The following is a 24,863-nucleotide window of genomic DNA, read 5'->3' on the forward strand; positions in this document are numbered from 1 at the left end:
ATTTCACCAATTTAATGAAAAGACTAGAAACGAATGCAAATTGATACAAAAATGTATATTTAACCCATGCAAATTTCCAACTTTTTACAGTTCTATAAATTTCAGTTGCTTCTGGCTCTATCCAGTTTGCTTTTTTATTGGGCTTTTGCCTATGATTTAACACGAACAGACACTACAAAACTACTCATGCTTTATGTAGCATTATTTGCGGTTTTTTATAAACTTATTCAGCTTACTAAACATAACATCCAATACGTAACGTGGATAGCCTTTGGATTTAGAGCCGTTTTTATTTTAGCCATTCCGAATCTATCACAGGATTTTTACCGATTTATTTGGGATGGACGCATGATTTTAGAAGGTTTTAATCCGTATTTATATACACCGGAATCGTTTATTTCCATGAGTGAATTTCCTGTCGTCCAAGCACAGGAACTTTATAATGGCATGGGTTTATTGAACGCCAGCCACTTCACTAATTATCCGCCTCTGAATCAACTGTGTTTTGTTATTGCTGGTTTATTTAGTGGTAAAAGTATTTTGGGCTCAATAGTTGTTTTACGACTGATTATTATTGCTGCTGATTTTGGAATTCTCTACTTTGGAAAAAAATTACTACATCGATTTAGGCTTCCAGAACATTTGATATTCTGGTATATTTTAAATCCATTTATTATTATTGAATTGACAGGAAATCTTCATTTTGAAGGTGTCATGTTATTCTTCTTAATTTGGAGTTTGTATCTATTAGAAAAAAGTAAATGGCAATGGGCAGCTGTGGTTTTTGCCTGTTCTGTTTCGGTTAAATTAATACCATTATTATTCTTACCATTATTTTTTACTTGGTTTAGGAAAGATGCTATTATGGCTTCTGAAACAACGGAATCATATAAAGTTGACTTACGAAAACTACTATCATTTTATGGTATTGTTGGAATAACAACTGTCTGTTTGTTTTTACCGTTTTATTCAACGGAGTTCCTGACTAATTATACGAATACTGTTGCTTTATGGTTTCAGAATTTTGAATTTAACGCCAGTATTTATTACCTTTTAAGAGAACTTGGATTTTGGATTTCCGGTTATAATCAGATAGCTATTATTGGAAAACTAACGGCACTTTTTATACTTTTATTTGTAATTGGCATGGCTATTTACAAAAAGCCAAAGAACACAACACAACTTATAGCAACGATGCTTATCGCTTTAAGCATGTATTATTTTACGGCTACAACGGTTCATCCTTGGTATGTGGCAACATTAGTTTTGCTTGCTGTATTTACAGATTACAAATTTCCATTAGTTTGGAGTTTTATGATTGTTTTCAGCTATTTAGCGTATTCCAATTCCAGTAATTCTGAAAACCTCTGGATCATTGCATTTGAATATGTGGTAGTTTTTAGTGTATTTTTACACGACATTTTTAAACCGAAACCACTTGAAACTTAATTTTCCAAAACTTTTTAGACGCTTTATTCGCATAATTGCCGTACTATTTGGATTGTATATCTTGTCTCTAATTTTTGTCTATTTCAAGCAAGAACGTTTCTTTTTTAATCCGAAGCATTTAGAAAAAAATTACGCCTTCACGTTTAAGGAACCTTTTGAAGAACTGAATATTCCAGTTACAGAAACCATTTCGTTAAACGCACTGTTGTTTAAAACTGAACAAACAAAGAAAGGTATTATTATCTATTTTCATGGTAACGCTGGTGCTATTCATGATTGGGGAAAACGCGCACCTTTATATCTAAATAATGGGTATGATATTTTATTTTTTGATTATCGTGGTTATGGCAAAAGCGATGGCGAATATTCAGAAGCACAGGAATTATTTAATGATGGACAAGCCATTTATAACTTTGTGAAAAAAGACTATTCAGAAGATCAAATTGTTCTTTTAGGTTATTCCTTGGGTTCTGGTATTGCAGCTTATGTAGCTTCTAAAAACAATCCGAAGCAACTTATATTAAACGCACCCTATTATTCCTGGAAAACGCTTATTGCTGAAGAAATTGCGCCTCCAATTCCCACCTTTTTAATAAAATATGACATTCCAACTTATCAATTTATTACGTCGGTAAAATCTCCGATTACCATTTTTTATGGCACGCGAGATTTTCTGATTCATCCGGAAACGAACGCTAAAAAATTACAAAAAATCAATCCTGGGAACATCACATTATTTCCAATTACTGATGGTGGTCATAATGGTTTGCACATTACCAAGCAGTATTATGATGAATTAAAACGCGTACTTTAATTTATTTTTTTAGTATTTGAGATTTATCACTTAATCCTTTCACTGAAATTTCTGGACTACCAAAAATATGAAGAATACTTTTTCCTTTTGCGTAAATACTTAAATGTTTACTTACATATAAATACACCTCTGAAGTATTTGAGATATTAAGTTCAGCTTCTGTAACTTTTAAATCTTTACCCTTTAAATCTGCAAATCCTGAAGCCATAAGATTTAGGTTTTCTACATTTCCTTCAAGCTTGGCATAGGCGCTTTTATTAATGGTAAGATCCATTTTATCTATAGAAATAATTCCTTTTAAACTGGCTTTGTCATTAAGTATCACTTTAGCATTAGCGCTTTTAAGTTGAAGTTCACCACTTGATGAATCATCCATTTGAACAAAAAAATCAGTGGTATTTATATCTAGTTCAAAAGAAGCATTTTTCAAGCAGGTTAACGAGAAGTCTAATAACTCAAATTTATTTTGACCCTCTACTTTTGCATTCTGATTTATATTAATACGCTCCAAGTCTTGAAACGTGACGTATATTTCCATCTTTTTGCTTGACACTATTTTATGAGTCGTATATATTTTTAAAACACCTTCAATAACATCTAGTTTAATTACATCTACAAGGTTTGAGTCTGTTTTAACATGATAACCATTAGAGCTAGTTTGCATAATAAATACTTCCAGATCATCTGTTACTTCAATTTGGGAAAAAGGGTCTAGATTCTTATAAATATCTACAACATTTTTATCCCCTTTTATTTTTTGTTTTTTTTGTGCACTTGTTGCCATGGTCAACATACATGTAACCATTAATATTAGTATTCTCATTTTACTTTTATAGTATAAATTAGGGTTAGGGAAAACGATTGGGCGTTTAATGAAGCGCAACTCCATTTGATGGATAACACGGTAATATTTAAAAAAAGCAACTGGATCAACCAGTTGCTTTTTTTATAAATTCAATCTATATTTCTGAATTTTAAAGTTTTAATAAACGAAATTATAGTGGTTTTAAATTTTCTACTCTATAAATCACTAAATCGTCATCATAAGGGTCAGGTGCTTCAACAAAAACTATTTTAAATTCTTGATCAATATAATTCTCGTCATTCTTTAAATCGAATTGTTTTAATACACGTGGATGAACCTCCTCAAAAGCAAGCTCTTCTCCGTTATCAAACCAGAAGATAAAATAACCATTCTCATAAGATTTAAAAACCGCAGTTCTCATGTTATAAAAAATTAATCAATGTCGTCTTCAGCGTCTTCATCTGCTATTTCAATTTCTGGATCTTGAACTGCATCAGGATCTGCTCCATCAAACTCTTCATAATCATCTTCATCATAGTTCTCCATAGTTACAGCTAGCTTGGTACTTACTTTGACTAAGTACTTGGTGTCACTAGTTGTTACTTCAACAGCTTCAATGATTTCGTTTTTTGCATTTCTGAAGGAAACAATTTGATCTTCATCATAACCATCAGGATATTTTTCAACGAGCAAAGCTAAAATTTCTGGTGTAAGCTTTTTAAAGTCTACAATTACGCGTTTTAAATTATCATTTCTATTTTTCATTACTTGGGCAAATATTTATACTTTTAAAAAAAATAAAGTTACTATTTATTGTGATTAATTCTGACAACATCATAAAAATCTTTTCGTCTGTCTTTCAAATTTTTAACAGCTCCATGAGAATGTAATTCGCGTAACAGGCTCAAATCAACGTCAGCTACAAGAATCATTTCGGTATTTGGTGTTGCTTCAGCCTTGATTCCATTACTTGGAAAAGAAAAATCGCAAGGTGTAAATACAGCCGACTGCGCATACTGGATATCCATATTATTAACGTTTGGTAAATTACCAACACTCCCTGCAATTGCAACATAGCATTCGTTTTCAATGGCTCTGGCTTGCGAACATAAACGCACGCGTGAGTAACCATTTTGTGTGTCAGTTAAAAACGGAACGAATAAAATATCCATACCTTCGTCTGCCAATAAACGTGATAATTCTGGAAATTCCGAATCATAACATATTAAAATACCTATTTTTCCTGAATCCGTTTCAAAAGTCTGCAATTTATTTCCACGCTGCATTCCCCATACTTTAGCTTCATCTGGTGTTACATGAATTTTCTCATACCGTTCTGCACTTCCATCACGACGACACAAATAACCTACATTATATAATTTATCATCTACCAATTCAGGCATACTACCAGAAATAATATTGATATTGTATGAAATGGATAATTGTTTCAACTTATTTACAATAACCTCTGTGTATTTCGCTAACTCCCTAATGGCATCTGGTTCATGCATATGGTTAAACTCGGCCATTAATGGTGCATTGAAAAACTCTGGAAAAACAGCAAAATCTGAACGATAAGCGGACACACTATCAATAAAGTATTCCACTTGTTGCATCAGTTCGTCTAAACCCGTATATGTTCGCATTTGCCATTGAATAAGACCTAAACGCACAATTGTTTTTACTGTACTCGCTTTTTTATTCGGTTTGGTATAGTAAATATTATCCCATTCCATTAAAACAGCATACTCGTTGGATGCCGTATCACCTTCCAAATACCCTTTTAAAATACGAACTGGATGAAAATCATTAGAAATTTGAAAATTTAAAACCGGGTCATGAATTTCCTTACGCTTTACTTTTTCAAAATATTCTTTAGGTGTTAAATCTTTATGGTGATGGTAATTTGGCATACGACCACCAAAAACAATACCTTTTAAATTTAAGTTTTCACACACTTCTTTACGATAATCATAAAGTCGTCTACCTAAACGCAATCCACGATATTTTGGTTTTATAAATACGTCAATTCCGTATAATACATCACCCTTTTCATCATGATTTTTAAAAGATTCTCCTGCTATAATATCTTCGTAGGTATGCTCATCATCAATGGTGTCATAATCCACAATTATGGATAAGGCGCAACCAGCAATGTCTCCATCAATTTTTATTACGACTTGACCTTCTGGAAATTTTCTAGTTAAATCTTCTATGTGATGTTTTTTCCAATACGAATTTAAAACGCCTCCATAAGCCTCCAAGGTTGCCGATTTTAATTCCTCATAATCGTCAACTGTAAGGTACTTTAATTCAATGTTTTCAATTTTTTGCGTTTTCATATTTACATTCCTAGCAGGTAAGCAAAAACTAATGGTGCAACAATAGTTGCATCACTTTCAATTATAAATTTTGGTGTGTTAATATCTAATTTTCCCCAAGTAATTTTCTCATTGGGAACAGCTCCTGAATACGATCCGTAACTAGTTGTTGAATCACTAATCTGACAGAAATAGCTCCAGAATGGTGTTTCTGGACGTTCCATATCTTGATACAACATTGGCACCACACAGATTGGGAAATCACCCGCAATACCACCTCCAATTTGGAAGAAACCGATTCCGTTTTTAGAATTATCTGTATACCAATCCGCTAAAAAGGTCATGTATTCAATACCAGACTTCATGGTGCTTGCTTTCAATTCACCTTTCAAAACGTAGCTTGCAAAAATATTACCCATGGTACTATCTTCCCATCCTGGACAGATAATAGGTAGGTTTTTTTCGGCTGCTGCATACATCCAAGAATCTTTAATATCAATTTCATAATGCTCTTCTAAAACACCTGAAAGTAATAATTTGTACATGTATTCATGTGGTAAATAACGCTCACCGCTGGCTTCTGCATCTTTCCAGATTTTCACAATATGCTTTTGAATTCTTCTAAATGCTTCCTCTTCAGGAATACACGTATCCGTAACGCGGTTTAAACCTTTTTCTAACAAATCCCATTCATCTTGAGGTGTTAAATCTCGGTAATTAGGCACACGTTTGTAATGTGAGTGCGCTACTAAATTCATAATATCTTCCTCCAAGTTTGCACCTGTACAGGAAATAATTTGAACTTTATCTTGACGAATCATTTCGGCAAATATTTTACCTAATTCAGCCGTACTCATTGCACCCGCTAAAGACACTAACATTTTAGCGCCATTATTTAATTGATCTTCATACCCTTTTGCAGCATCCACCAAAGCAGCTGCGTTAAAATGTAAGTAGTACTTTTCTATAAATTTTGATATTTCTCCTTTAGTTGTCATCGTCTTCATTAAATTTAGAAAATTTAGTCGTATTTTCTTTTGATTCATTAAAATTGTTATCGAAACTGTCGCCAGCAGCATCATCTAGAAACTTGTATGTCAACATTTTGTAGTATAGCTTAGCCGCTAAAAAATCGGAAGAACGTTCGGTTTCATTTGGGCATAATTCCACAATATCAAAACCTACCACATTCTTTTCAGCAAAAACTTGACGTAAAAATTCAAGTGTTTCGTACCACAGTAATCCACCTGGTTCTGGTGTTCCTGTGCTTGGCATGATAGACGGATCAAAAGCATCTAAATCTATTGTAATAAAAACGTTTTCCGTCATCTGATCGATTGCTGAATCCATCCATGTATCATCAACAGCCATATCATGAGCAAAATATGTTTTATCAAAATCCATTACGGTTGTTTCAATAACATCCATACTTCGGATACCAACTTGAATTAAATTAGCTGTTTGACTTGCTTCATAAAGTGCACACGCATGATTGCATTTGCTACCATGGTACTCTTTACGTAAATCGGCATGCGCATCTAATTGTAATACTGTAAGGTTATCAAAACACTCATTAAACGCTCTAATCGTCCCAATAGAAATTGAATGCTCACCACCAAAAGCGGTAACAAATTTGTTGCGTTTAATATACTTTTTTGTCGCTTCGTGAACCGCATCTACCATTTTTTCTGGTGATGAATTTTCAGTAACAGGCTTTGCTAAATATACACCTTGTTTGTATACTTCTGTTCCTGTTTCAATATCATAAAGCTCCATGTTTTCAGAAGCATTTAAAAAAGCTTCTGGACCTTTATCCGCACCTTTTTGCCACGTACTTGTGCCATCATAAGGAACAGATATTAATACGATTTTTGAGCTGTCTAATTTGGAATATTGCTCCTCTATTCCTGCATACGTTTTATTGTCCATGGTAACCTAAAATTTTAAGTAAGTCTTCACTTTTTTGTTGTTCAGCAAATAGTTTTGTGGTGATGTTTCCATCAGCATCTTTATTAATTAATATATGTTTTGGTGATGGAATTAAGCAATGCTGCAATCCACCAAATCCACCAATAGTTTCTTGATAAGCTCCGGTATTAAAAAAGCCAATATACAACGGTTTATCCTTATTATATTTTGGTAAATAAATAGCATTCATATGCTGTTCACTGTTATAATAATCATCACTATCGCACGTTAACCCTCCTAATAGTACACGTTCATAACTCTCATACCAACGGTTAATTGGCAACATAATAAACCGCTTATTAATTGCCCAAGTATCTGGTAAGGTCGTGATAAATGATGAATTAATCATATTCCATTTTTCACGATCGTTTTGTTGTTTTTGATAAAGCACCTCATAAATAGCACCGCCACTTTCGCCAACTGTAAAACTTCCAAACTCTGTAAAAATATTTGGAACGGCTACATCTTCATTCTCACACGCTAGGTTTATTTGATTGATAATTTCATCAATCATATACTCGTAGTCAAATTCGAAAGCTAATGAGTTTTTTATTGGAAATCCACCACCAATATTCAAACTATCCAACGATGGACAAATCTTTTTTAAGCTGGTGTAAACCTTTAAACATTTTGCCAATTCGTTCCAGTAATAGGCGTTATCACGAATTCCTGTATTAATAAAAAAGTGTAACATTTTAAGTTTAACTTTCTTATTATCTTGAATTTGGTTTTTATAAAATGGCACAATGTTTTTATATCCAATCCCTAAACGAGACGTATAAAACTCGAATTTTGGTTCTTCTTCAGAGGCAATACGAATACCAATATTGAATTTTCCTTTTATTTCTTCGGAAAGCAAATCTATTTCTTCATAGTTATCAATAATTGGAATACAGTTTTTCTGTCCACTATTGATTAGTCTAGCAATATTAGTTACATATTGCGCACGTTTAAAACCATTACAAATAACATAGGTTTTATCTGTAATTTTACCCTCAACTTTTAGGTTTTCAACAATATCAATATCAAAAGCAGATGATGTTTCAATATGAATATCATTAGTCAAAGCTTCATCCAAGACGTGTTTAAAGTGCGAACTTTTTGTGCAGTAGCAATAATTATACTTGCCTTTGTATTTATTATTTTTTATAGCTTTTGCAAACCAACCTTTTGCGCGCTGAATATTATTTGATATCTGCGGTAAATAGGTGAATTTTAAAGGGGTTCCATAATCTTCAACCAGTTGCATAAGGTCTACATCGTGGAATTCTAGTGTTTTATCTTCCAGTTTAAATTCTTCTTGTGGAAAATCAAAGGTTTGACTGATTAGGTCAATATATTTTGTATTCATTAATTTTGATGTTTAAAATTTAAAGGTATGAACTGATTTTTTTTTCAGCGATAATATAACATTAAATTATAAAATAATCAAACTTGAATTTGGGAATGGGTCGTAGGAATAAAGCCAAATAAATGTTGGCTTGATAGAATGTAAGAAACGGAAGTTAGCTCTAAAATTCGGTTACTTAATCTGTAAGCGGCTTTTGAAAATGACTTCCTGAAAGTCAAAAGCCCGAAAATAAAAACAGTTTTCAATTTGTTCAGCTAAATGCGGTACAAATGAAATATATTTTTTTGAATTTCGAGCTTTTTTTTTATCTTTTTTTAATCGAATTAAAATACTGTTTTACAGCATTCTAAGGGTGTTGATTTCTTGTATTGTAAGATGTTTCCAATGGCCTCTTGGAATATCTTTCTTGGTAAGATGCGCAATAGCCACACAATCAATCTTAATGATATCGTAATTTAGGTGTTCAAAAATAGTTCGGATAATCGTGTTTCCTGTATTTTTAATTTTTAAACCAATCAGATTCTTACTCTGACCTTCAATATAGCTAATCTCTTCTACAGGTGTTAACTTGCCTTCAATTTTTATACCTTCTTGAATACTTTTTAAATCTTCGAATTTCAGATTCTTATCTAATTCTACTTGGAATAAACGCGGTACACCATGTTTAGAGTTCGTGAATTTTTTCACAATGTCCTCATCATTAGTAAACAATAATAAACCCGTTGAATTTCTTCCTAAACGTCCAATAGGTTTTATACGAGAATCCGTAGCGTTTGCTACTAAATCCATGACTGTTCTACCTTTACCTTCACTAGTTGTGGTAGCAAAACCTTTTGGCTTATTTAATAAAACGTAGGCTTTTTTTTCTGGATTTATACGTCTGCCATCATAACGAACATCGTCTTCCAATTTAACTTTATAACCCATTTCAATAACAGGCTTCCCGTTAACGGTTACCAATCCAATAGCAATATGCTCATCGGCTTCACGACGTGAACAAATTCCTGAATTAGCAATGTATTTATTTAATCGGATTTCTCCTGAATCGTTATTTTTATTAGGTGTTGCCTTCGGTTTTATTGGCGCATTTCCTCTTGCAAAACTTTTGCTTTTTTCGTTATTAGAACCACGTCCCGAAACTTTATCTTTTCCGTCTTGCTGTCCTCTTCCTGCGGATTTTCCTTTTCCGCTACTTCCTTGCTGTCTGCTCATGATTACTAAATTTTAGGCAAAGGTAATACAATAGTTGACATTTTAATGAATTAACCTTCAGATTCAATTGGCTAAACGTTGAATATATAATCTATTATAATATTCTAGAAAGCACCAAATCCACATTAATTAGAAGAATACTAAAAACACCAGCAACAATAATGAACTTCAAAATATTGTGAAGTATGAGATAGTGCGTTTTGGTTTTAGAAAGCCATAGCAATAGAAGAAACACAATGAGCAACAAAACACATGTATAGAAAAACAGATACATATGGCCAATTTCAAATTTATACAGCACCAAATAGCTGGGAATAAGTGTTAGCAATGTTAATACTGTCAGCATAATTTTTGATGCTTTTTCGCCGTAAACAACTGGAATTGTATGATAGTTTTGAACCAAATCACCTTTTATATTTTCTAAATCTTTTGTCAATTCGCGCATAGAAATTATTAAAAACAAAAACGTAGCATGCACAAAAATGACCGTTTCAAAATTTCGATAATAAATGAAAATGGCAAAAAATGGTGTAATGGTTAAAATGGCGGATGTTAGATTTCCAATAAATGGCAATTTCTTAAGTTTATGCGAATAAAACCAGATTCCAAAAATATAAAGCGAAAAGAAAATGACAGCTCTAAAAGACACATAGCTTGCCATAATAACAGCAATAAAATTCAACAGAAAGTAAAAGGAAAGCTTAGTATTCTGGCTTACTAATCGGTCAAGTTGCGACTTAATAGGTCTGTTTATTAAATCTTTTTCAGAATCGTAAAAACTATTGATGATATATCCACCTGCAATAGTTGCTGACGATGCAAGCACGAGCATAAATAAATTTAAGTCGAAAACGACTTCCCGAAGCGGTAAGTCATGAGCTAAAATATAAATAGCCGTTAAATATTGCGCAATGATTATAATGAGAATATTATACCCGCGAATAACCGAAAACAGACTAAAAAATTTTAGTAAAATGTGCTTTTGCCTGCGAGAAAACATGTTTTGAAAAATTTAGAAGTTGTAAACGACTTCTAATTTATAATCCGAAAGTGATTTTTTAGCTTGATCAATATCTTCAGTAAAACCTAATATATAACCGCCTCCACCAGAACCACAGAGTTTTAAGTAATACTCATTGGTTTCAATGCCTTTTTGCCACAGCTCATGAAATTGCAATGGAATCATTGGTTTAAAATGATTCAACACAACTTTTGATAATTGCTTGGTGTTTTTGAAAAGTGATTTCACATCGCCTTTAAGAAAATCATCCACACAAGCATCTGTATGTTTTATGAATTGATTTTTAAGCATATTTCTAAAACCTTCCTGTTTCATATTCTCCATAAAAATACGAACCATTGGCGCAGTTTCACCAACCACACCACTATCTAACAAGAAAACAGCACCTTTACCATCAGCCGTTTGCGACGGAATTCCAGTAGCTTCAATATTATCTTGAGAGTTGATAAGGATTGGAATACTTAAATAACTATTTAACGGATCTAGACCCGAAGATTTTCCGTGGAAAAACGATTCCATTTCAGAAAAAATAGTTTTTAATTGAATGAGTTTTTCACGTGTTAAATTTTCTAAAACCGTGATTTTATTTTGTGCATACTGATCGTAAAGTGCAGCAACTAAAGCACCACTACTACCAACGCCATAGCCTTGGGGAATGGACGAATCAAAATACATTCCTGCTTCCACATCTGTTTTTAAAGTTGCTATATCAAAAGTGACTAATTCTGGATTAATCTGCTCTAAATAATCAGCAAAGCGTTTTAAGCTTAAATTAGATTTAATAGAAGATTCTGTAGGGTTTTCGGCCACCTTTAAAGCACCATTATAAAAATTATATGGTATAGATAAACCTTTGGAATCTTTAATGATTCCATACTCTCCGAAGAGCAATATTTTTGAGTAAAAAAGGGGTCCTTTCATAAACTAGTATTCAGTTATCAGCATTCAGTATACAGAAACCGTATAACAAAGATACGTAATAAAATTATATTTGATTAGCTCCAAATCCAATTTGGTCTGAAATAATATGTTGGTTCTGGCAATATGTAACAAGCTCGTTCTTAATAAATTCTAGGATTGGAACGGCATCACGTTTAGGATATAACACATGTACATTAGCACCTGCATCCAATGTAAAACTAACTGGCAATCCCGTGGTTTCTCTAAAATCCCAGATCGCATGAATTACTTTCAGGGTGTTTGGCTTCATTAAAATAAAATACGGCATACTTGTCATCATCATAGCATGAAGTGTTAATGCTTCACTCTCAACCAAACCAATGAATGCGTCCAAATCGCCAGATTCGAGAATCAATTTCATTTTTTCTAGATTGTCATGTGCTTGCTGAAAGCGATTTTGCGCATACGGATGATCATGCATTAAATTGTGGCCAACTGTACTACTCACCTGCTTTTCGCCTTTGTCAACGAGTAAAATAGTGTCTTGATACTCTTTAAATATATCGTGAACTGGATAAGGGTATTTTGTTCCAAATAAATTGCTACTTCCTTCCACGACGTTCGTTTCTCCCCAAACAATCAAATCGCCTTCAATACTTCGGCAAGCGGAACCAGATCCTAAACGTGCTAAAAATGATGCTTTTTGGTTGAAGTATTTTTCATCATGAGACCTTTTGACTGCGCTCAAGGTGACATCTTTTTCTATAATTTGTTTTTCAACACTCATTAAACATAAGGCCAAAGCACTCATTCCTGATGCAGACGATGCAATTCCTGAACTATGTGGAAAGGTGTTTTTGGTTTCAATAATAAAATGATAATCTTTTAAAAATGGTAAATACAGCTCAACGCGTTCAAAAAATGTTTGAATTTTTGGTTTAAAATCTTCCTTTTTGTCACCATCTAAAAAGACATCAAATGAAAAAGTCTCATTAGTGTCTTTCGCTTTAAACGAAAGCGTGGTAATGGTTTTACAATTACTTAATGTAAAACTGATAGAAGGGTTTTCAGGAATTTGATTTTTACGTTTTCCCCAATATTTAATTAAAGCAATATTGCTAGGTGATTCCCAAGCAACTTGACCATATGGACGTGTTTCTGAAAGATTTCTCGGAATAAAGTGTTGTTCTGTCATCGACTCATTTTATGCTGACAAAGATAATAACTTTAGCATTGTGTTATAGTTTCTAGCGGTTGCAAATGTATTTAATTTTCGTTCGAAGAAATTTGCACTGAATTTCGCCTGCCCAAAGCCTTTTTCGCAAAAAAAATAAATGCAGTCGTTTATAATTTCGTATTCTTCACCTTTATAGACTTTTTCTGAAGCTTCACGTACTAAATCAGCATCTGGTGTTTTATGAAGCATGATAAAATAACTGGCTTTCTTTTTTTCTTCGGAAAAGGGACTCGAATTAAAAATACGTTCTAAATCATGACGTGTTTTCACTAAAACTGATACCTCAAAACCAAATTGTTTTAAAATAGCCGCAGTAATATCCGATTCTATTTTTGCTATATCCTTATTTGTTGATTGTAAAATAACATTCCCACTTTGAATATAGGTTTTCACGTTTTTAAACCCAGATTTGGTTAATAAATCCCGTAAATCAGCCATCGGAATTTTTTTATGTCCACCAACGTTAATCCCTTTTAAAAGCAAGACAAAAGTTGTCATTTAATAGTCTTGTTTTAGATTTAAAAATCTATAAACTAAAATACCATCTGGTTTTTGCACATAATGAATGGAATAATTGAATTTCTGTAAAGACACCACACGAACGTGCTTATAACGAATTTGAAAAGCATAGGGAAATTCCAATATTAAATCCATTTGTCTATTTACATCTGACCAAAACTCATTTTCGTAACCATTGAATTCCATAAAACATTTTGCTTTATGAAATTCTAGCCTTGCTTCTTCAGTAAACTCAACAGTTTTAACGTCCATATTCTTTCTTTATCTCTTCCCAAGAATAGGTTTTAAGTGTTCCTTTTTCGTGACGTTCAATCATATCATCCATCATTTTTTTATATTCTTCTGATGGTTCGCTATAACGCAAAGCCGTATCTTCTATCATATATTCCAGATAATTTTTCAAGGAACGCTTTTCAAGTTTTGCCTGCTTTTCAAGAATAGCAATGGCTTTATCGTCTAGTTCAATTAATTTTTTTGTCTTTCCCATGATATATAGATTCTATATACTAAATATATAAAAAATATATCGAATCTATATAGATTTCGCTACAATAAAAGCGCCAGTCCAGGCATTCTGGAAATTAAAACCACCAGTGACCGCATCAATATTAAGAACTTCCCCTGCAAAATAGAGGTTTTTATGAATGCGACTTTCAAAAGTTTTGAAGTTAATTTCTTTTAAATTAATCCCTCCAGCTGTTACAAATTCATCTTTAAACGTACTTTTTCCTGTAACCTGAAAAATAGCGCTGGTCAATTGATTACTCAAATCTTCCAATTGTTGCTTGTTTAAATCTGCCCAACGATCAGCTTCCGAAATTCCTGCAGCCAAAACCAGTTTTCGCCATAAGCGTTTTGGCAAATCCAATTGTGCGGCTTTATAAACGGTTTTTTTAGCAAGCTGTTGTTTGAGTTCTTTTAAATGACTCAAACAATCATCAAAAGATTGCTTGATAAAATTAATCTCAATTTTAAAATTATAATTGCGTTTCGCTAATTCCAAAGCACCAAAAGCGGATAATTTTAAGATAGCTGGTGCACTCATTCCAACATGGGTAATTAGCAAAGGCCCTTCGGAATATAAATCGGTATCCAAAACAGAAACACCAACGTTTAGCGCTACAACGCCTGGAATATCCTGGATTCGTTCATCTTGAATATCAAACGTAAATAAAGATGGAACGGGTTGCACAACGGTATGTCCCAAACCTTCCAATAACTTCCAAAACTTGATAGAGCTTCCAGTTGCTATGAGCAATTTATCAGCTTTATACCTTTCATTTTTTGTTGAAATTATAAAACCTTCAGAATTATCTTGAACGGCAATTGCCATGACATTCTGACTATACTGCACGTTAATTTTTCGTGCTTGTGCTTCATTTAAGAAACAATCAATAATAGTTTGAGATGAATTTGAAACAGGAAACATGCGGCCATCTTCTTCAATCTTCAATTCCACACCACGTTTATCAAACCACGCAATCGTATCACCTGTCATGAATTGATGGAATGGCCCTAATAATTCTTTTTCACCTCGTGGGTAGTTCTGTGTTAATTCAGCAGGTGTAAATTCAGCATGGGTTACATTGCAACGTCCTCCTCCAGAAATTTTCACCTTTTGTAAACCTTCTTTTGCTTTTTCTAAAATAGTGATAGACAAATCCGGGTTTAGTTCCGCCATATTGATGGCTGCAAAAAATCCCGCAGCACCACCTCCTATTATAAGTACATCTTGTTGTTTCATATTTTATCTGGTACATCTGAAATAATGCCATTTACACCATAACTTTTCATGCGTAAAATAGTATCTGCATCATTGACGGTCCATGTATTAACCATATAGCCCATATTTTGAGCCAACTTGACGTTATCTCTTGTTAATAATGCATAATTAGGATGAATAATTTTAGCCTCAATTGTTTCAGCTAATTCAATTGCTTCGGTAACACTTGCTTTTGTTAAAACTGCTATCGGTATATTTTTATTGGTTTGAAATACGGCTTCTAATTCGGTATGTTGAAAACTAGACACAATAAAATCAGCATATTTCCATCCATGATTCCGGACATAATCATCAACTATTTCGCAAGTTTTAATGGCTGTATTTTTTCCTTTTAATTCAATATTTAAAATGCATTTTTTATCAATCAAGTTTAAAACGTCTTCTAAAGTCGGAACTTGAAACCCACCGTTGACTGTTAGGTTTTTTAAGGCTTCTAGAGTTTGTTTGCCAACTTCACCAGTTCCATTTGTCATTCTATCTAATGTGAAATCATGAAAAACGACTAATTCACCAGAAGCGCACAGATGCACATCTATTTCAATTCCATCTACATTAAAACTCAATGCTTTTTCAATGGATTCTATAGTGTTTTCAGCTAGATAACCTTTGGCGCCTCGATGACCAAAAACACGTGTTGAAGCATTCTGCATATTCAAAATTTTTAGTGTCAGTTTATGTTTGTAAATTTATGGTAAAATAAACAGGATTTGAAAATTAAAACCACGCTTACGCTATTTGCATCCATATTTATAGCTTGCCAAAACGGAAACCCGAAAGTCATTGCTAATTTACCCAGCAGTTTACCAGAGATTTCTGCGATTGAAAAAACAACAAAATCCGATTTGTTTTGGGTAATCCAAGATGCTGGAAATAACAACCATGTATATGGATTAGATGAAAAAGGCACCATTAAAGCGGATATTACTGTTGAAAATGCGAATAATCGGGATTGGGAAGATTTGACTTCCGACAAACAAGGCAATCTTTATATTGGCGATTTCGGAAACAACAATAAAGACAAAACTACTTTTTCCATATTAAAAATAATAAATCCGCAAGCTAGTATGAAAAGCACTAAAGCAGAATTTATTCAATTTAGCTTACCGAAGGATGTCAAACCCAAAGATTTTGAAGCCTTTTTACTGTACAACGATTATTTTTATGTGTTTAGTAAAGAATCTAAAAAATTTAGGACCTTAAAAATCCCCAATCGTATTGGAAATCACGAAGCTGAACTGATTTCTGAATTTAATTTAAAGGGCAAAAACAATAAGATTACCTCTGCAGCTGCGAGCCTAGATGGCAAACGTGTGTATTTACTAAATCATGATAAAGTATGGCAGTTTTCAGAGTTTGAAAATGACAATTTTTTTGAAGGTGAAATAATAAGCATCCCATTTGATCATAACACTCAAAAAGAAGGCGTTTTTGAAATAGACAACACGCTTTATATTACCGACGAATACAAGAAAAATGAAGGTGGAAACCTATATAAACTTTCTTTAAATTAAGACTTCGGGATTGGACGCATTAAACCTTCTTGCGCAACGGACGCTACTAAAACGCCATCACGCGTAAAGATATTTCCTTTGGCAAAACCTCTAGCATTTCCTGTGCTTGGTGTTTCTAACGAAAACAATAACCAATCATTTAAATCAAATTCACGGAAAAACCACATGGAATGATCCAAACTGGCTGTTTGCAAATTGCCCCAATGTGCTTTACTGGCATGTGGTTGAAGTGCCACAGACAAAATATTATAATCTGAAATATAAGTCAGAATTTGCTGTTTAATTGCTAATTCCATATCGCCTACATCGCCTTTTAACTTAAACCAGACATCGGCAAATGGCGGTAAATCTTTTCTATCTAAAGGGTTCGGAAGATAGGTTGGTTTGAATTCAACAGGACGCGGAATTTCTAAAAATGCTTTGGTTTTAGAAGGTAACATACTCCCATATTCATTTAAAATATCGGTCCAACTCATCAGTTCTTCCGGTTGCTTCATATCCGGTTTCATTTCTATTTGATGCGAATACCCTTCTTCTGCTTTATGAAAAGAGGCTGACAATATGAAAATAGTTTGATTATTCTGACTAGCCGTTACACGACGTACTGAAAAACTTCCACCATCACGCATAATACTCACATCATAATGAATAGGATAATCTAAATGTCCGGCCTCTAAAAAATAGGCATGTAAGGAGTGTAAAACACGATTATTATGAATAGTTCTATAAGCTGCATTTAGAGCTTGCGCTAAAACTTGGCCTCCAAAAACATTGGGACTTCCTACTGATTTGCTTACGCCTTCAAACTGATTTTCTTCAAGATGTTTTAATTGAAGGATTTCTAATAAGCTATCTACAGAATTCATAATTATATTTTTTTTACAAGGTATTATTTATAGGCGCTTTTATAAAAATAAAGCAAGACAAATTTAAGAAACTATTAAAAATTTAACCCCAATGCGAAAGCAAACCGCAAGCCATCATCACTATTAAACAAGGACACATTCCCTGTAAATACTTCAGCTGCCATTAATAACAAACCTCCACCATAGGAGTTGTGCCATTTTTTTGAAGGATCGTCTTTAAGCCAAACACGTCCATAATCTACCCCGGAATAAACACCTATGTTAAGAGGCAAAATTCCTGTTTTTATTTTGCTAAACATGTACCGCAAATCGGTTAATTGGTAGTAGGAGTTTTTTCCTGTAAAGCGTTGATTTCTAAAACCACGAAGCCCATCACTAGCACCAATTGAAGCCGCTTGATAAAACTCATAGTTATCACCCAAAGTAATATGTCCTTTTAATTTAGTTGCTAAAACTAATTTACCTGTTGGCTCTAATTTATAATTAAAACTTATATCTGGAATAATGTAACCCATACTTGTGGACTCATCTAAATTAGTCCGAAAACCTAATTTTAAATTCGTTTCAAACCCAATAGATGGATACGCCTTATTATTCCTGTTTTCAAAATGGTAGGACGTAAAAGCACCAATAAAGGAATTACCATTTTCTATTAAACTTGATAAATAATAATCGTTGATAAATCGGCCATTAGTTTCCTCAACTTCTATGGTTTCATAAGCCAATCCTAGTTTAAATACACCATCCAAATAACCTTTATAAATTAATGAAGGCGCAAAACGTAAGGTTCGTAATTTTACACGATTATAATCTTTATTAAAAACATCAGCGTTTTCAGCGTTTGGATTTACGGTTTCATTACCATAACCGAAGAAATTAACACTGTAATTAGGACTCGTGAAATTGATATCAATTCCTAAATTGAAATCGCCAATTATGTTTGCAAATTCGCCGTTATATGATAAGTCAAAACCATTAGTTGCAAAATAATAAGCTGCTGATAATTTATGTTGTGACGTAAACGGATTTCGATTAAAACCGTAAACAGTATACGTATCTTTTGCGCCTAGTTTAACACCATCATCTGGGTTATAACCAACAATTGGAATTACCTGATTTGCATTATTTTTTATTTTTAAATAGTTGTAGGTATTAATATCATAATTATTTGTCAAATGCTTTTTGCCTTTGGTTGTTTTGAAGGTGTTTTCTTTCGACTTATAATCATAAAAATGTGTTTTCTTACCATTTTCAATATTATAAATATCATTGTTTTGCCCACCAACTAATCGGAGTTTAATGAGCTTATTTCCTTCACCATGAACGTGGAGTACGTCATCATCATCTAATGCGTAAACCCATATCTCTTTTGTTTCGTTTTTACTATAGGTGCGTTGATGAAATACATCAGCCTTTTCACCTTTTTTTATGCGATATGCCGTTACAGACGTTTTGCCATCTGGCAGACGCTCAATATCAAAATAATCATCTTTATCGGTACCTTTTATAATGGCAAATTTATTCACATGTGCATAATACGTATCTGAAATTTCTTGAAGGTTTCCACGTCTAGCACGCAACTTGCTTTTAAGATCTTCAATGGTATCACCTTGCAATTCTTGAGGGATATTTTTGAAAGCTTCTTCAATTACGGCATTTGTTAATTGCGATGTTATTATTTTCACCTGTTCATCCCAAACTGATTTATCGGATTGACTGATTAATGAAACATCCAATGGGTATGGTTCCAAATTAAACCATTTTGGACTGCGTAAATCGTCTTCATAGCCTTGTAATAATCTTGCCGTAGGAATAATTCTAGACCCAATTCCTAGTAAAAAGCCATCATTCATATTAGAAAAAGCTTGATCGCGATCTCTTGGTACTGGAACATAAACTGTTTTACCGTTCTTTTCGGTTGTTGCCCAACGCCATTGATCATGATGTCTATCCCAATCGCCAATGAGCATATCAAATAATCGCGCACGAACATAAGCAGATTCATCGATAACAATATCTTCATCTGAACGAATTTCTGCTAGCATATCATCCGTACCTATGAGTTCATTAGAAAATGCAAAACTTTTTTGATAACCATGATCATCACCTGCATGTTCCTCAATCATATATAACTCATCACCAAATGCATCATTGTAAGGTTCAATTGCTTTTTGATGTGGCACATAATACAAAACAGGATTGGTATGCATGACGCCAATAGCATCAGACAAGGTAGCGGTTACAAATGGTGCATACGGATGGGATCCTGTAAAAACATGAAAAATTAATTCTTCAGCTACCGTGTCATCAAATTGACCTTCAATAAATTGATCCTTAAATGCGAATGCTTGAATATAATTTAATGCGTTTTTACGTAAACCACGCATCACAAATTCACGCCCTGTAGAATCTGCTAGTCTTAATGAATTTGACTGCGTTCCTCCACCTTTTCTAACAGGTTTTAAACCGCCAAAAAGCGTGTCTAACAGGACCGTTTTTGCTTGAATAGCTGTACTAAAATCTTGCGAGTAGCGTTCTCCCCAAAGAAATTTATAAAATTTACTTTTCTCAGTTTCCTTATCCGTGTAAATAGATGCTTGAATGGTTTGAGGTATTTTTGCTGCGTAATTGCGTGATTCTTGTTTTTGTACTGGATACACGTCTTTGGAAAACAAAACGGTTTCTGTTTTAGCTTCTATAAACCGAACTTGACTTGAGCCGTCTTTAAACACATCCAAACGCGCATATCCTGGTTCACTTGACGAAAACAAACCACTACCAACATTTCTGGTAGCCGTAGATTTGGAACCTGAACCACTAATTATTTGTGTTAAATTATCCTGAACTAAATATTGTAAATTATGATCATGACCAGCAACAAAAATAACATGATCATTTTCTTGTGCTAATGTTATAATGCGCTTTCTGAATTCGTTATAACGTTTATTCTGGATATCTTCAGGACTTACACCTGTAGTTTTTCTTAAAATATTTTTTAGCGTTCCTAAAATAGGAAATGGTTTCATGTGGTCCATGAAACTATATTGTCCACCATGTGGCCCATTTGTAAAAAGGGGATGATGCATAGCAACAATAGTCGTTTTCCCACGCGCTTTTTTAATGCGGCTTTCAAACTCATCTAAAAAGGCTTCACGAGTTTTTATATCGCATTTATCATTTATGGTAGGATGTTTATCCCAATTAGCCATATACCATTTGGCATCCACATAAATTAACTCAATATTATCTGTTATTGTTTCGTTTTCAATGGGACAACCATTTTCAGGCAGGAATGAGTTTTTTCCTAAAGCATCATCAATATAATCCTCTTGACGTTCCAAACCTTTTAAACCATCTGAATACCAATCGTGATTTCCTGGTAAAAAAACCGTTTTGCCTTTAAAGTTTTTTACGGCATCTATTTGCACATCCAGTTGGTGTTTAGCAAAAGCATAACTATCAGCTGATTTTTCTGGCAAACCGCTTGGATAGATATTATCACCTAAAAAAAAGGCTGAACTATTGGCATTTGCTTGGCTCAATGCAGACTCAAAGGCTTTTAACGCTACTGTTTTTGTGCCAATTGGTGAATTCCCCGCATCACCTATTAAATAAAACGTATGTTCAATAGTGTTTTCAGTTTCAGCAATAGGAACATAAGGTTCCTGATATTGTGTTTTAAACGTAGCACAACCGTAAAAAGACAATAAAAAAAGACAGCAAAAACCTAGTTTGTAAAATGTATTCATTGAATCTCTATTATCTATAATTTAAAAATTATCTTAGATTGTTTTAGCCTTATTTTTCCCAAAGACTATCAGTAAAATAGTGTTTACAATCTAAAAAATGTTGTTTGGTTTGAAAACCAGAAATTTCTGCTAATTTTTCAATTTCTGAAAGGCTGTATTTTTTGGATAATTCCGTCCAAATCAATTCATTTTGATTGAATTCAATCGTTTTATTAAGTTTTTTAAGCAAAACTGTCTGTTTTTTCAAACTAACAATATAGCTTTTTACACGACCAGTTTCTGGATTATAATAGCAATAAAAATCGAAATCATCCATTTTGAAGTCAGCCTCTAATTCCCGATTCATTCTAATTAATAAGTTTATATTAAAACGTTTCGTAATGCCTTCTTTATCATCATAAGCATTCTTAATGGTGATTGGATTTTTCTTTAAATCCATACCTATCAAAAGCTTATCACCTGAATTCATAACGTTGTTAAACAGCTTTAATAAATTTATAGCATCATCTTTTAAGTAATTTCCAATATTACTTCCTAAAAACAGTAATAAATTGGGCGTATTCCCTTGAAATTTTTCATTTAAAATTTCAAAATAATCACCTACTTGAGGCTTTATTGATAATTCAGGCAAACGTTCATGCAGTTTTTCTGAAAGTATATCAATTGCTTCTTGTGAAATATCAATTGGAACATAGTTAAAAACGATGTGCTCATTAACCAAATATTCTAATAGCTTGAAGGTTTTAAAACCATCACCAGCGCCTAGTTCAATAATATTAAACGGTTTATCAAACGCAACAGCATCTACAATTTGTTTCGCTTGAAGTGATAAGATTTCAAATTCAGAATCGGTTAAATAGTAATCAGGCATATTCATTATTTCCTGAAAAATGCGACTACCATTCGTGTCATAAAAATATTTAGAAGACAGGTGTTTTTCTTTGGCTGTTAAACCTGCTACCACATCTTTTGCAAACGTTTCATTCATATTATTTTACAAGTCTAATTCCCGAAAATTGCCATCTCATGTCTGGATGGAAAAAATTCCGATATGTGTTTCTACTATGGTTTTTTACGGTTGCTACTGAAGCACCACGAAGTACCATTTGATTGATCATAAATTTGCCATTGTACTCGCCTAAAGCACCTGGTGCTTTACTAAAATTTGGATACGGTAAATACGCACTATTTGTCCATTCCCATAATTGTCCAAAATCAATTTTTTGGGATGCTACTTCCCATTCAAATTCTGTTGGTAAGCGCATTTGTTTCCATTCTGCAAAGGCAAATGCTTCATAAAAACTAATATGGGTTACGGGTTTATTTTTCTCTACAGGTACAAATCCGTTTAAGGTGTAATGAAACCAAGCGTCATCCACTTCATGCCAATATAAAGGGGCTTCAATGTTATTTTCTTGAATAAAATCCCAACCTTCGGCATGCCATAAATTAAAATCCTGATATCCGCCAGCTTGTATAAATTCTAAAAACTCACCATTACTGACCAATTGATTACTTATTTCAAAATCTTGGAGAAATACTTGGTGATTCCCTAGCTCATTATCATAACAAAACCCTTTGCCTTTATGACCAATTTCATATAGTCCTTCGGGTATTTTGATGAATTCTGAATTTGAAGAAAGTGTTTTTAATTCAATTTTATTTTCAATAGTTGGGAACGTGGGTTGATTTCCTAAAATATAGGTGATATCATAATAAAATAACTCTTGATGTTGCTGTTCGTGGTTGATGCCTAATTCAACAATATCTAATGCTTCTTGTGATGGATTGTCATTTAGGAACGCCAACATTTTTAAGTCAACAAATTCACGATACTTATATACATCTTTTACTGATGGACGCGTCATTAACCCACGATTTGGACGTAAAACACGTTTTCCCGCATTGTTATAATAACTGTTGAACAGGTAAGCAAAATCTTCATCAAAAACTTGATAGTTTTTTACAAACGTGCTCAAAACAAACTGCTCAAAAAACCATGTAGAATGTGCTAAATGCCATTTTGGTGGTGATACAAAAACATCAGGTTGCACCGAATAGTCTTCAGTTTTAAGCGGTTTGCAAATTTCTAAAAATCGGCTTCGCGTATATTGGAATTGCTCTTTTATAGTCATTTTAAATAAGTTCAGTTTCTATAATTACTTCGCTTTGCAAGGTTTTATGTACAGGACATTTTGAGGCAATTTCTTTTAATCGTTTCTTTTGATCTTCATCCAAATTACCTACAAATTTCAAACGTTTTTGCAAGTGATCCAGGCGTTTAGGTTTATCAACATCTAGCATTAAATCATCGCTATGTTTTTTTGAATAGGTAATATAAGCATAAACCTCTTGTAAATCCCATTTCTTTCGTTCGGCATATAATTTTAACGTCATCACCGTACAAGCCGCTAATCCCGCACTTAAATAATCATAAGGTGAAGGTCCGAAATCGTCACCTCCTACAGATTCTGGTTCGTCTGCAATGAAATTGTGCCTTTTGGTTTGAATAGCCGTTGTGAAATGATCTTCCTCTAAATTTAAATGGGCAACTAATTGTTCACCATCCGTATCTAACATGGTATTTTCTTGCGGTTCAAAATAACGTTGCACCCAATGACCAATCATATTTCCAACATAAACGCTATCCCTAGAATTTGACAGCAAATGATCTGCACCATCCAAACTGACAAAACTTTTAGGATGGTGTGCATTATGATATAATTTCTCGGCATTCTCAATTCCTACTGTTTTATCAAAAGGCGCATGCATGATAAGTATGGCTTTGCGTAAATTTTTCGTGATTTCCGGAAGATTGGTTTTACTAAAATCGTCCACAAACTCCTGGTTAATTTTAAATGGTCGTCCGCCAATATTCACTTCAACATCTCCTTTATCTTTAACCTCATCCAACCCATGCGAAAATAATTTGGTAACATGACCCACGGTTGCAGGTGCGCCAATTGTTGCAACGGCTTTTATGTTGTCCAATTTAGAAGCAGCTGTAATGACCGCTGCACCACCAAGGGAATGCCCAACTAATAAACTAGGTGCTTTATAATTTTCTTCTAAAAAGACGTTTACAGCCAGCAAATCCGAAACATTGGCTGAAAAATGACTGTCAGCAAATTCGCCTTCACTTCTTCCTAATCCTGTAAAATCAAAACGCACCACGCCAAAACCATGATTGGTTAAAGCTCGACTGATATTTTTTACAGCACTTAAGGTACTTGAGCAGGTAAAACAATGTGCAAAAATAGCGTAGTTATTAGGTTTCTGATTAGCAGGTAACTCTAAATATGCTTGTAGTTTATGGCCTTTTTCATTCTGAATATTGAGTTTCGTGCTTTTCATCTG

At 33.5% G+C, this 24,863-nt stretch carries 24 protein-coding genes; 3 read left to right on the forward strand and 21 right to left on the reverse strand.

The features are described from left to right. Window positions 1-66: 66 nt before the first annotated feature. Together ES675_RS00620 and ES675_RS00625 are read left to right on the forward strand one after the other, a co-directional pair. Complete coding sequence (locus ES675_RS00620; protein WP_066252245.1) at window positions 67-1,449, forward strand: glycosyltransferase 87 family protein; 1,383 nt, start codon at window positions 67-69, stop codon at window positions 1,447-1,449. Further along, entirely contained in the window at window positions 1,439-2,263 is an 825-nt protein-coding gene (locus tag ES675_RS00625) for an alpha/beta hydrolase (protein WP_082985921.1), read from the forward strand. The genes ES675_RS00620 and ES675_RS00625 overlap by 11 nt, the downstream gene beginning before the upstream one ends. 1 nt (window position 2,264) lies before the next feature. Here ES675_RS00625 and ES675_RS00630 read toward each other — a convergent pair whose 3' ends face one another. The 16 genes from ES675_RS00630 to ES675_RS00705 all read right to left on the reverse strand — a co-directional run bounded on the left by ES675_RS00630 (window position 2,265) and on the right by ES675_RS00705 (window position 16,030). Further along, complete coding sequence (locus ES675_RS00630) at window positions 2,265-3,086, reverse strand: GIN domain-containing protein (protein WP_170244061.1); 822 nt, start codon at window positions 3,084-3,086, stop codon at window positions 2,265-2,267. Window positions 3,087-3,258: 172 nt separating this feature from the next. Further along, window positions 3,259-3,489: a hypothetical protein gene (locus ES675_RS00635; RefSeq protein ID WP_066250421.1), complete on the reverse strand. Its 231-nt coding sequence runs from the start codon at window positions 3,487-3,489 to the stop codon at window positions 3,259-3,261. Between the two features lie 11 nt (window positions 3,490-3,500). After that, a complete protein-coding gene (locus ES675_RS00640) occupies window positions 3,501-3,833 on the reverse strand; it encodes a hypothetical protein (RefSeq protein WP_066250424.1) in 333 nt (110 codons plus the stop codon). A gap of 41 nt (window positions 3,834-3,874) precedes the next feature. Further along, window positions 3,875-5,410 carry a bifunctional GNAT family N-acetyltransferase/carbon-nitrogen hydrolase family protein gene (locus ES675_RS00645; RefSeq protein ID WP_066250429.1) on the reverse strand — a complete coding sequence of 512 codons (1,536 nt, stop codon included), beginning with the start codon at window positions 5,408-5,410 and terminating at the stop codon, window positions 3,875-3,877. 2 nt (window positions 5,411-5,412) lie between these two features. After that, the gene (locus ES675_RS00650) at window positions 5,413-6,387 is read right to left on the reverse strand and encodes a deoxyhypusine synthase family protein (protein WP_066250432.1); all 975 of its coding nucleotides are present in this window, start codon (window positions 6,385-6,387) and stop codon (window positions 5,413-5,415) included. Next, window positions 6,377-7,318, reverse strand: coding sequence for an agmatinase (gene speB, locus ES675_RS00655; protein ID WP_066250438.1), 942 nt, complete (start codon window positions 7,316-7,318; stop codon window positions 6,377-6,379). The genes ES675_RS00650 and speB overlap by 11 nt, the downstream gene beginning before the upstream one ends. Then, window positions 7,308-8,708 (reverse strand): arginine decarboxylase, encoded by a 1,401-nt coding sequence (locus tag ES675_RS00660; protein ID WP_066250440.1) that lies wholly within the window; start codon window positions 8,706-8,708, stop codon window positions 7,308-7,310. The genes speB and ES675_RS00660 overlap by 11 nt, the downstream gene beginning before the upstream one ends. Window positions 8,709-9,044: 336 nt before the next feature. Further along, on the reverse strand, window positions 9,045-9,920 hold the full coding sequence (locus ES675_RS00665; protein WP_066250443.1) for a pseudouridine synthase: 876 nt from the start codon (window positions 9,918-9,920) through the stop codon (window positions 9,045-9,047). A 94-nt stretch (window positions 9,921-10,014) separates the two neighbouring features. After that, complete coding sequence (locus ES675_RS00670; RefSeq protein ID WP_066250446.1) at window positions 10,015-10,920, reverse strand: geranylgeranylglycerol-phosphate geranylgeranyltransferase; 906 nt, start codon at window positions 10,918-10,920, stop codon at window positions 10,015-10,017. Between the two features lie 12 nt (window positions 10,921-10,932). Beyond that, window positions 10,933-11,862 carry a mevalonate kinase family protein gene (locus ES675_RS00675; RefSeq protein ID WP_066250449.1) on the reverse strand — a complete coding sequence of 310 codons (930 nt, stop codon included), beginning with the start codon at window positions 11,860-11,862 and terminating at the stop codon, window positions 10,933-10,935. Window positions 11,863-11,926: 64 nt separating this feature from the next. Beyond that, window positions 11,927-13,036: a diphosphomevalonate/mevalonate 3,5-bisphosphate decarboxylase family protein gene (locus ES675_RS00680; RefSeq protein ID WP_066250452.1), complete on the reverse strand. Its 1,110-nt coding sequence runs from the start codon at window positions 13,034-13,036 to the stop codon at window positions 11,927-11,929. Window positions 13,037-13,045: 9 nt separating this feature from the next. Continuing rightward, window positions 13,046-13,576 (reverse strand): DUF1697 domain-containing protein, encoded by a 531-nt coding sequence (locus tag ES675_RS00685; RefSeq protein ID WP_066250458.1) that lies wholly within the window; start codon window positions 13,574-13,576, stop codon window positions 13,046-13,048. Further along, window positions 13,577-13,849, reverse strand: a complete 273-nt coding sequence (locus ES675_RS00690; protein ID WP_066250461.1) for a hypothetical protein — start codon at window positions 13,847-13,849, stop codon at window positions 13,577-13,579. Further along, window positions 13,839-14,084: a hypothetical protein gene (locus tag ES675_RS00695; RefSeq protein WP_066250464.1), complete on the reverse strand. Its 246-nt coding sequence runs from the start codon at window positions 14,082-14,084 to the stop codon at window positions 13,839-13,841. Before ES675_RS00695 ends, ES675_RS00690 begins: the two co-directional genes overlap by 11 nt. Before the next feature lie 45 nt (window positions 14,085-14,129). Next, window positions 14,130-15,341 (reverse strand): BaiN/RdsA family NAD(P)/FAD-dependent oxidoreductase, encoded by a 1,212-nt coding sequence (locus tag ES675_RS00700; protein WP_066250466.1) that lies wholly within the window; start codon window positions 15,339-15,341, stop codon window positions 14,130-14,132. Further along, window positions 15,338-16,030 (reverse strand): glycerophosphodiester phosphodiesterase, encoded by a 693-nt coding sequence (locus tag ES675_RS00705; protein ID WP_066250469.1) that lies wholly within the window; start codon window positions 16,028-16,030, stop codon window positions 15,338-15,340. Before ES675_RS00705 ends, ES675_RS00700 begins: the two co-directional genes overlap by 4 nt. Before the next feature lie 57 nt (window positions 16,031-16,087). Between ES675_RS00705 and ES675_RS00710 the strand changes: the two genes are divergently transcribed. Then, on the forward strand, window positions 16,088-16,891 hold the full coding sequence (locus tag ES675_RS00710) for a hypothetical protein (protein WP_066250472.1): 804 nt from the start codon (window positions 16,088-16,090) through the stop codon (window positions 16,889-16,891). Here ES675_RS00710 and ES675_RS00715 read toward each other — a convergent pair. The 5 genes from ES675_RS00715 to ES675_RS00735 all read right to left on the reverse strand — a co-directional run bounded on the left by ES675_RS00715 (window position 16,888) and on the right by ES675_RS00735 (window position 24,860). Then, window positions 16,888-17,757, reverse strand: a complete 870-nt coding sequence (locus ES675_RS00715; protein ID WP_066250476.1) for an acyl-CoA thioesterase — start codon at window positions 17,755-17,757, stop codon at window positions 16,888-16,890. The genes ES675_RS00710 and ES675_RS00715 overlap by 4 nt on opposite strands. Before the next feature lie 74 nt (window positions 17,758-17,831). Next, the gene (locus ES675_RS00720; RefSeq protein WP_066250479.1) at window positions 17,832-21,506 is read right to left on the reverse strand and encodes a metallophosphoesterase; all 3,675 of its coding nucleotides are present in this window, start codon (window positions 21,504-21,506) and stop codon (window positions 17,832-17,834) included. Window positions 21,507-21,555: 49 nt separating this feature from the next. Further along, a complete protein-coding gene (locus ES675_RS00725; RefSeq protein ID WP_066250482.1) occupies window positions 21,556-22,494 on the reverse strand; it encodes an L-histidine N(alpha)-methyltransferase in 939 nt (312 codons plus the stop codon). 1 nt (window position 22,495) lies between these two features. Then, window positions 22,496-23,641 (reverse strand): ergothioneine biosynthesis protein EgtB, encoded by a 1,146-nt coding sequence (gene egtB / locus ES675_RS00730; protein ID WP_066250487.1) that lies wholly within the window; start codon window positions 23,639-23,641, stop codon window positions 22,496-22,498. A 1-nt stretch (window position 23,642) separates the two neighbouring features. After that, window positions 23,643-24,860 carry a bifunctional alpha/beta hydrolase/OsmC family protein gene (locus ES675_RS00735; RefSeq protein ID WP_066250489.1) on the reverse strand — a complete coding sequence of 406 codons (1,218 nt, stop codon included), beginning with the start codon at window positions 24,858-24,860 and terminating at the stop codon, window positions 23,643-23,645. Between the last annotated feature and the right edge of the window lie 3 nt (window positions 24,861-24,863).

It is taken from the genome of Algorimicrobium algoritergicola (assembly GCF_008086165.1).
GTDB classification, from domain to species: Bacteria; Bacteroidota; Bacteroidia; order Flavobacteriales; family Flavobacteriaceae; genus Algorimicrobium; species Algorimicrobium algoritergicola.

Excerpts from the sequence above, each read along its gene's own strand:
- ES675_RS00685 (WP_066250458.1), bottom strand. The coding sequence starts at position 13,576 with ATGACAACTTTTGTCTTGCTTTTAAAAGGGATTAACGTTGGTGGACAT.
- ES675_RS00660 (WP_066250440.1), bottom strand. The coding sequence starts at position 8,708 with ATGAATACAAAATATATTGACCTAATCAGTCAAACCTTTGATTTTCCA.
- ES675_RS00695 (WP_066250464.1), bottom strand. The coding sequence starts at position 14,084 with ATGGGAAAGACAAAAAAATTAATTGAACTAGACGATAAAGCCATTGCT.
- ES675_RS00630 (WP_170244061.1), bottom strand. The coding sequence starts at position 3,086 with ATGAGAATACTAATATTAATGGTTACATGTATGTTGACCATGGCAACA.
- ES675_RS00640 (WP_066250424.1), bottom strand. The coding sequence starts at position 3,833 with ATGAAAAATAGAAATGATAATTTAAAACGCGTAATTGTAGACTTTAAA.
- speB (WP_066250438.1), bottom strand. The coding sequence starts at position 7,318 with ATGGACAATAAAACGTATGCAGGAATAGAGGAGCAATATTCCAAATTA.
- ES675_RS00705 (WP_066250469.1), bottom strand. The coding sequence starts at position 16,030 with ATGCAGAATGCTTCAACACGTGTTTTTGGTCATCGAGGCGCCAAAGGT.
- ES675_RS00650 (WP_066250432.1), bottom strand. The coding sequence starts at position 6,387 with ATGACAACTAAAGGAGAAATATCAAAATTTATAGAAAAGTACTACTTA.
- ES675_RS00735 (WP_066250489.1), bottom strand. The coding sequence starts at position 24,860 with ATGAAAAGCACGAAACTCAATATTCAGAATGAAAAAGGCCATAAACTA.
- ES675_RS00620 (WP_066252245.1), top strand. The coding sequence starts at position 67 with ATGCAAATTTCCAACTTTTTACAGTTCTATAAATTTCAGTTGCTTCTG.
- ES675_RS00715 (WP_066250476.1), bottom strand. The coding sequence starts at position 17,757 with ATGAATTCTGTAGATAGCTTATTAGAAATCCTTCAATTAAAACATCTT.
- ES675_RS00680 (WP_066250452.1), bottom strand. The coding sequence starts at position 13,036 with ATGACAGAACAACACTTTATTCCGAGAAATCTTTCAGAAACACGTCCA.
- ES675_RS00665 (WP_066250443.1), bottom strand. The coding sequence starts at position 9,920 with ATGAGCAGACAGCAAGGAAGTAGCGGAAAAGGAAAATCCGCAGGAAGA.
- ES675_RS00725 (WP_066250482.1), bottom strand. The coding sequence starts at position 22,494 with ATGAATGAAACGTTTGCAAAAGATGTGGTAGCAGGTTTAACAGCCAAA.
- ES675_RS00675 (WP_066250449.1), bottom strand. The coding sequence starts at position 11,862 with ATGAAAGGACCCCTTTTTTACTCAAAAATATTGCTCTTCGGAGAGTAT.
- ES675_RS00670 (WP_066250446.1), bottom strand. The coding sequence starts at position 10,920 with ATGTTTTCTCGCAGGCAAAAGCACATTTTACTAAAATTTTTTAGTCTG.
- egtB (WP_066250487.1), bottom strand. The coding sequence starts at position 23,641 with ATGACTATAAAAGAGCAATTCCAATATACGCGAAGCCGATTTTTAGAA.
- ES675_RS00690 (WP_066250461.1), bottom strand. The coding sequence starts at position 13,849 with ATGGACGTTAAAACTGTTGAGTTTACTGAAGAAGCAAGGCTAGAATTT.
- ES675_RS00635 (WP_066250421.1), bottom strand. The coding sequence starts at position 3,489 with ATGAGAACTGCGGTTTTTAAATCTTATGAGAATGGTTATTTTATCTTC.
- ES675_RS00645 (WP_066250429.1), bottom strand. The coding sequence starts at position 5,410 with ATGAAAACGCAAAAAATTGAAAACATTGAATTAAAGTACCTTACAGTT.
- ES675_RS00700 (WP_066250466.1), bottom strand. The coding sequence starts at position 15,341 with ATGAAACAACAAGATGTACTTATAATAGGAGGTGGTGCTGCGGGATTT.
- ES675_RS00720 (WP_066250479.1), bottom strand. The coding sequence starts at position 21,506 with ATGAATACATTTTACAAACTAGGTTTTTGCTGTCTTTTTTTATTGTCT.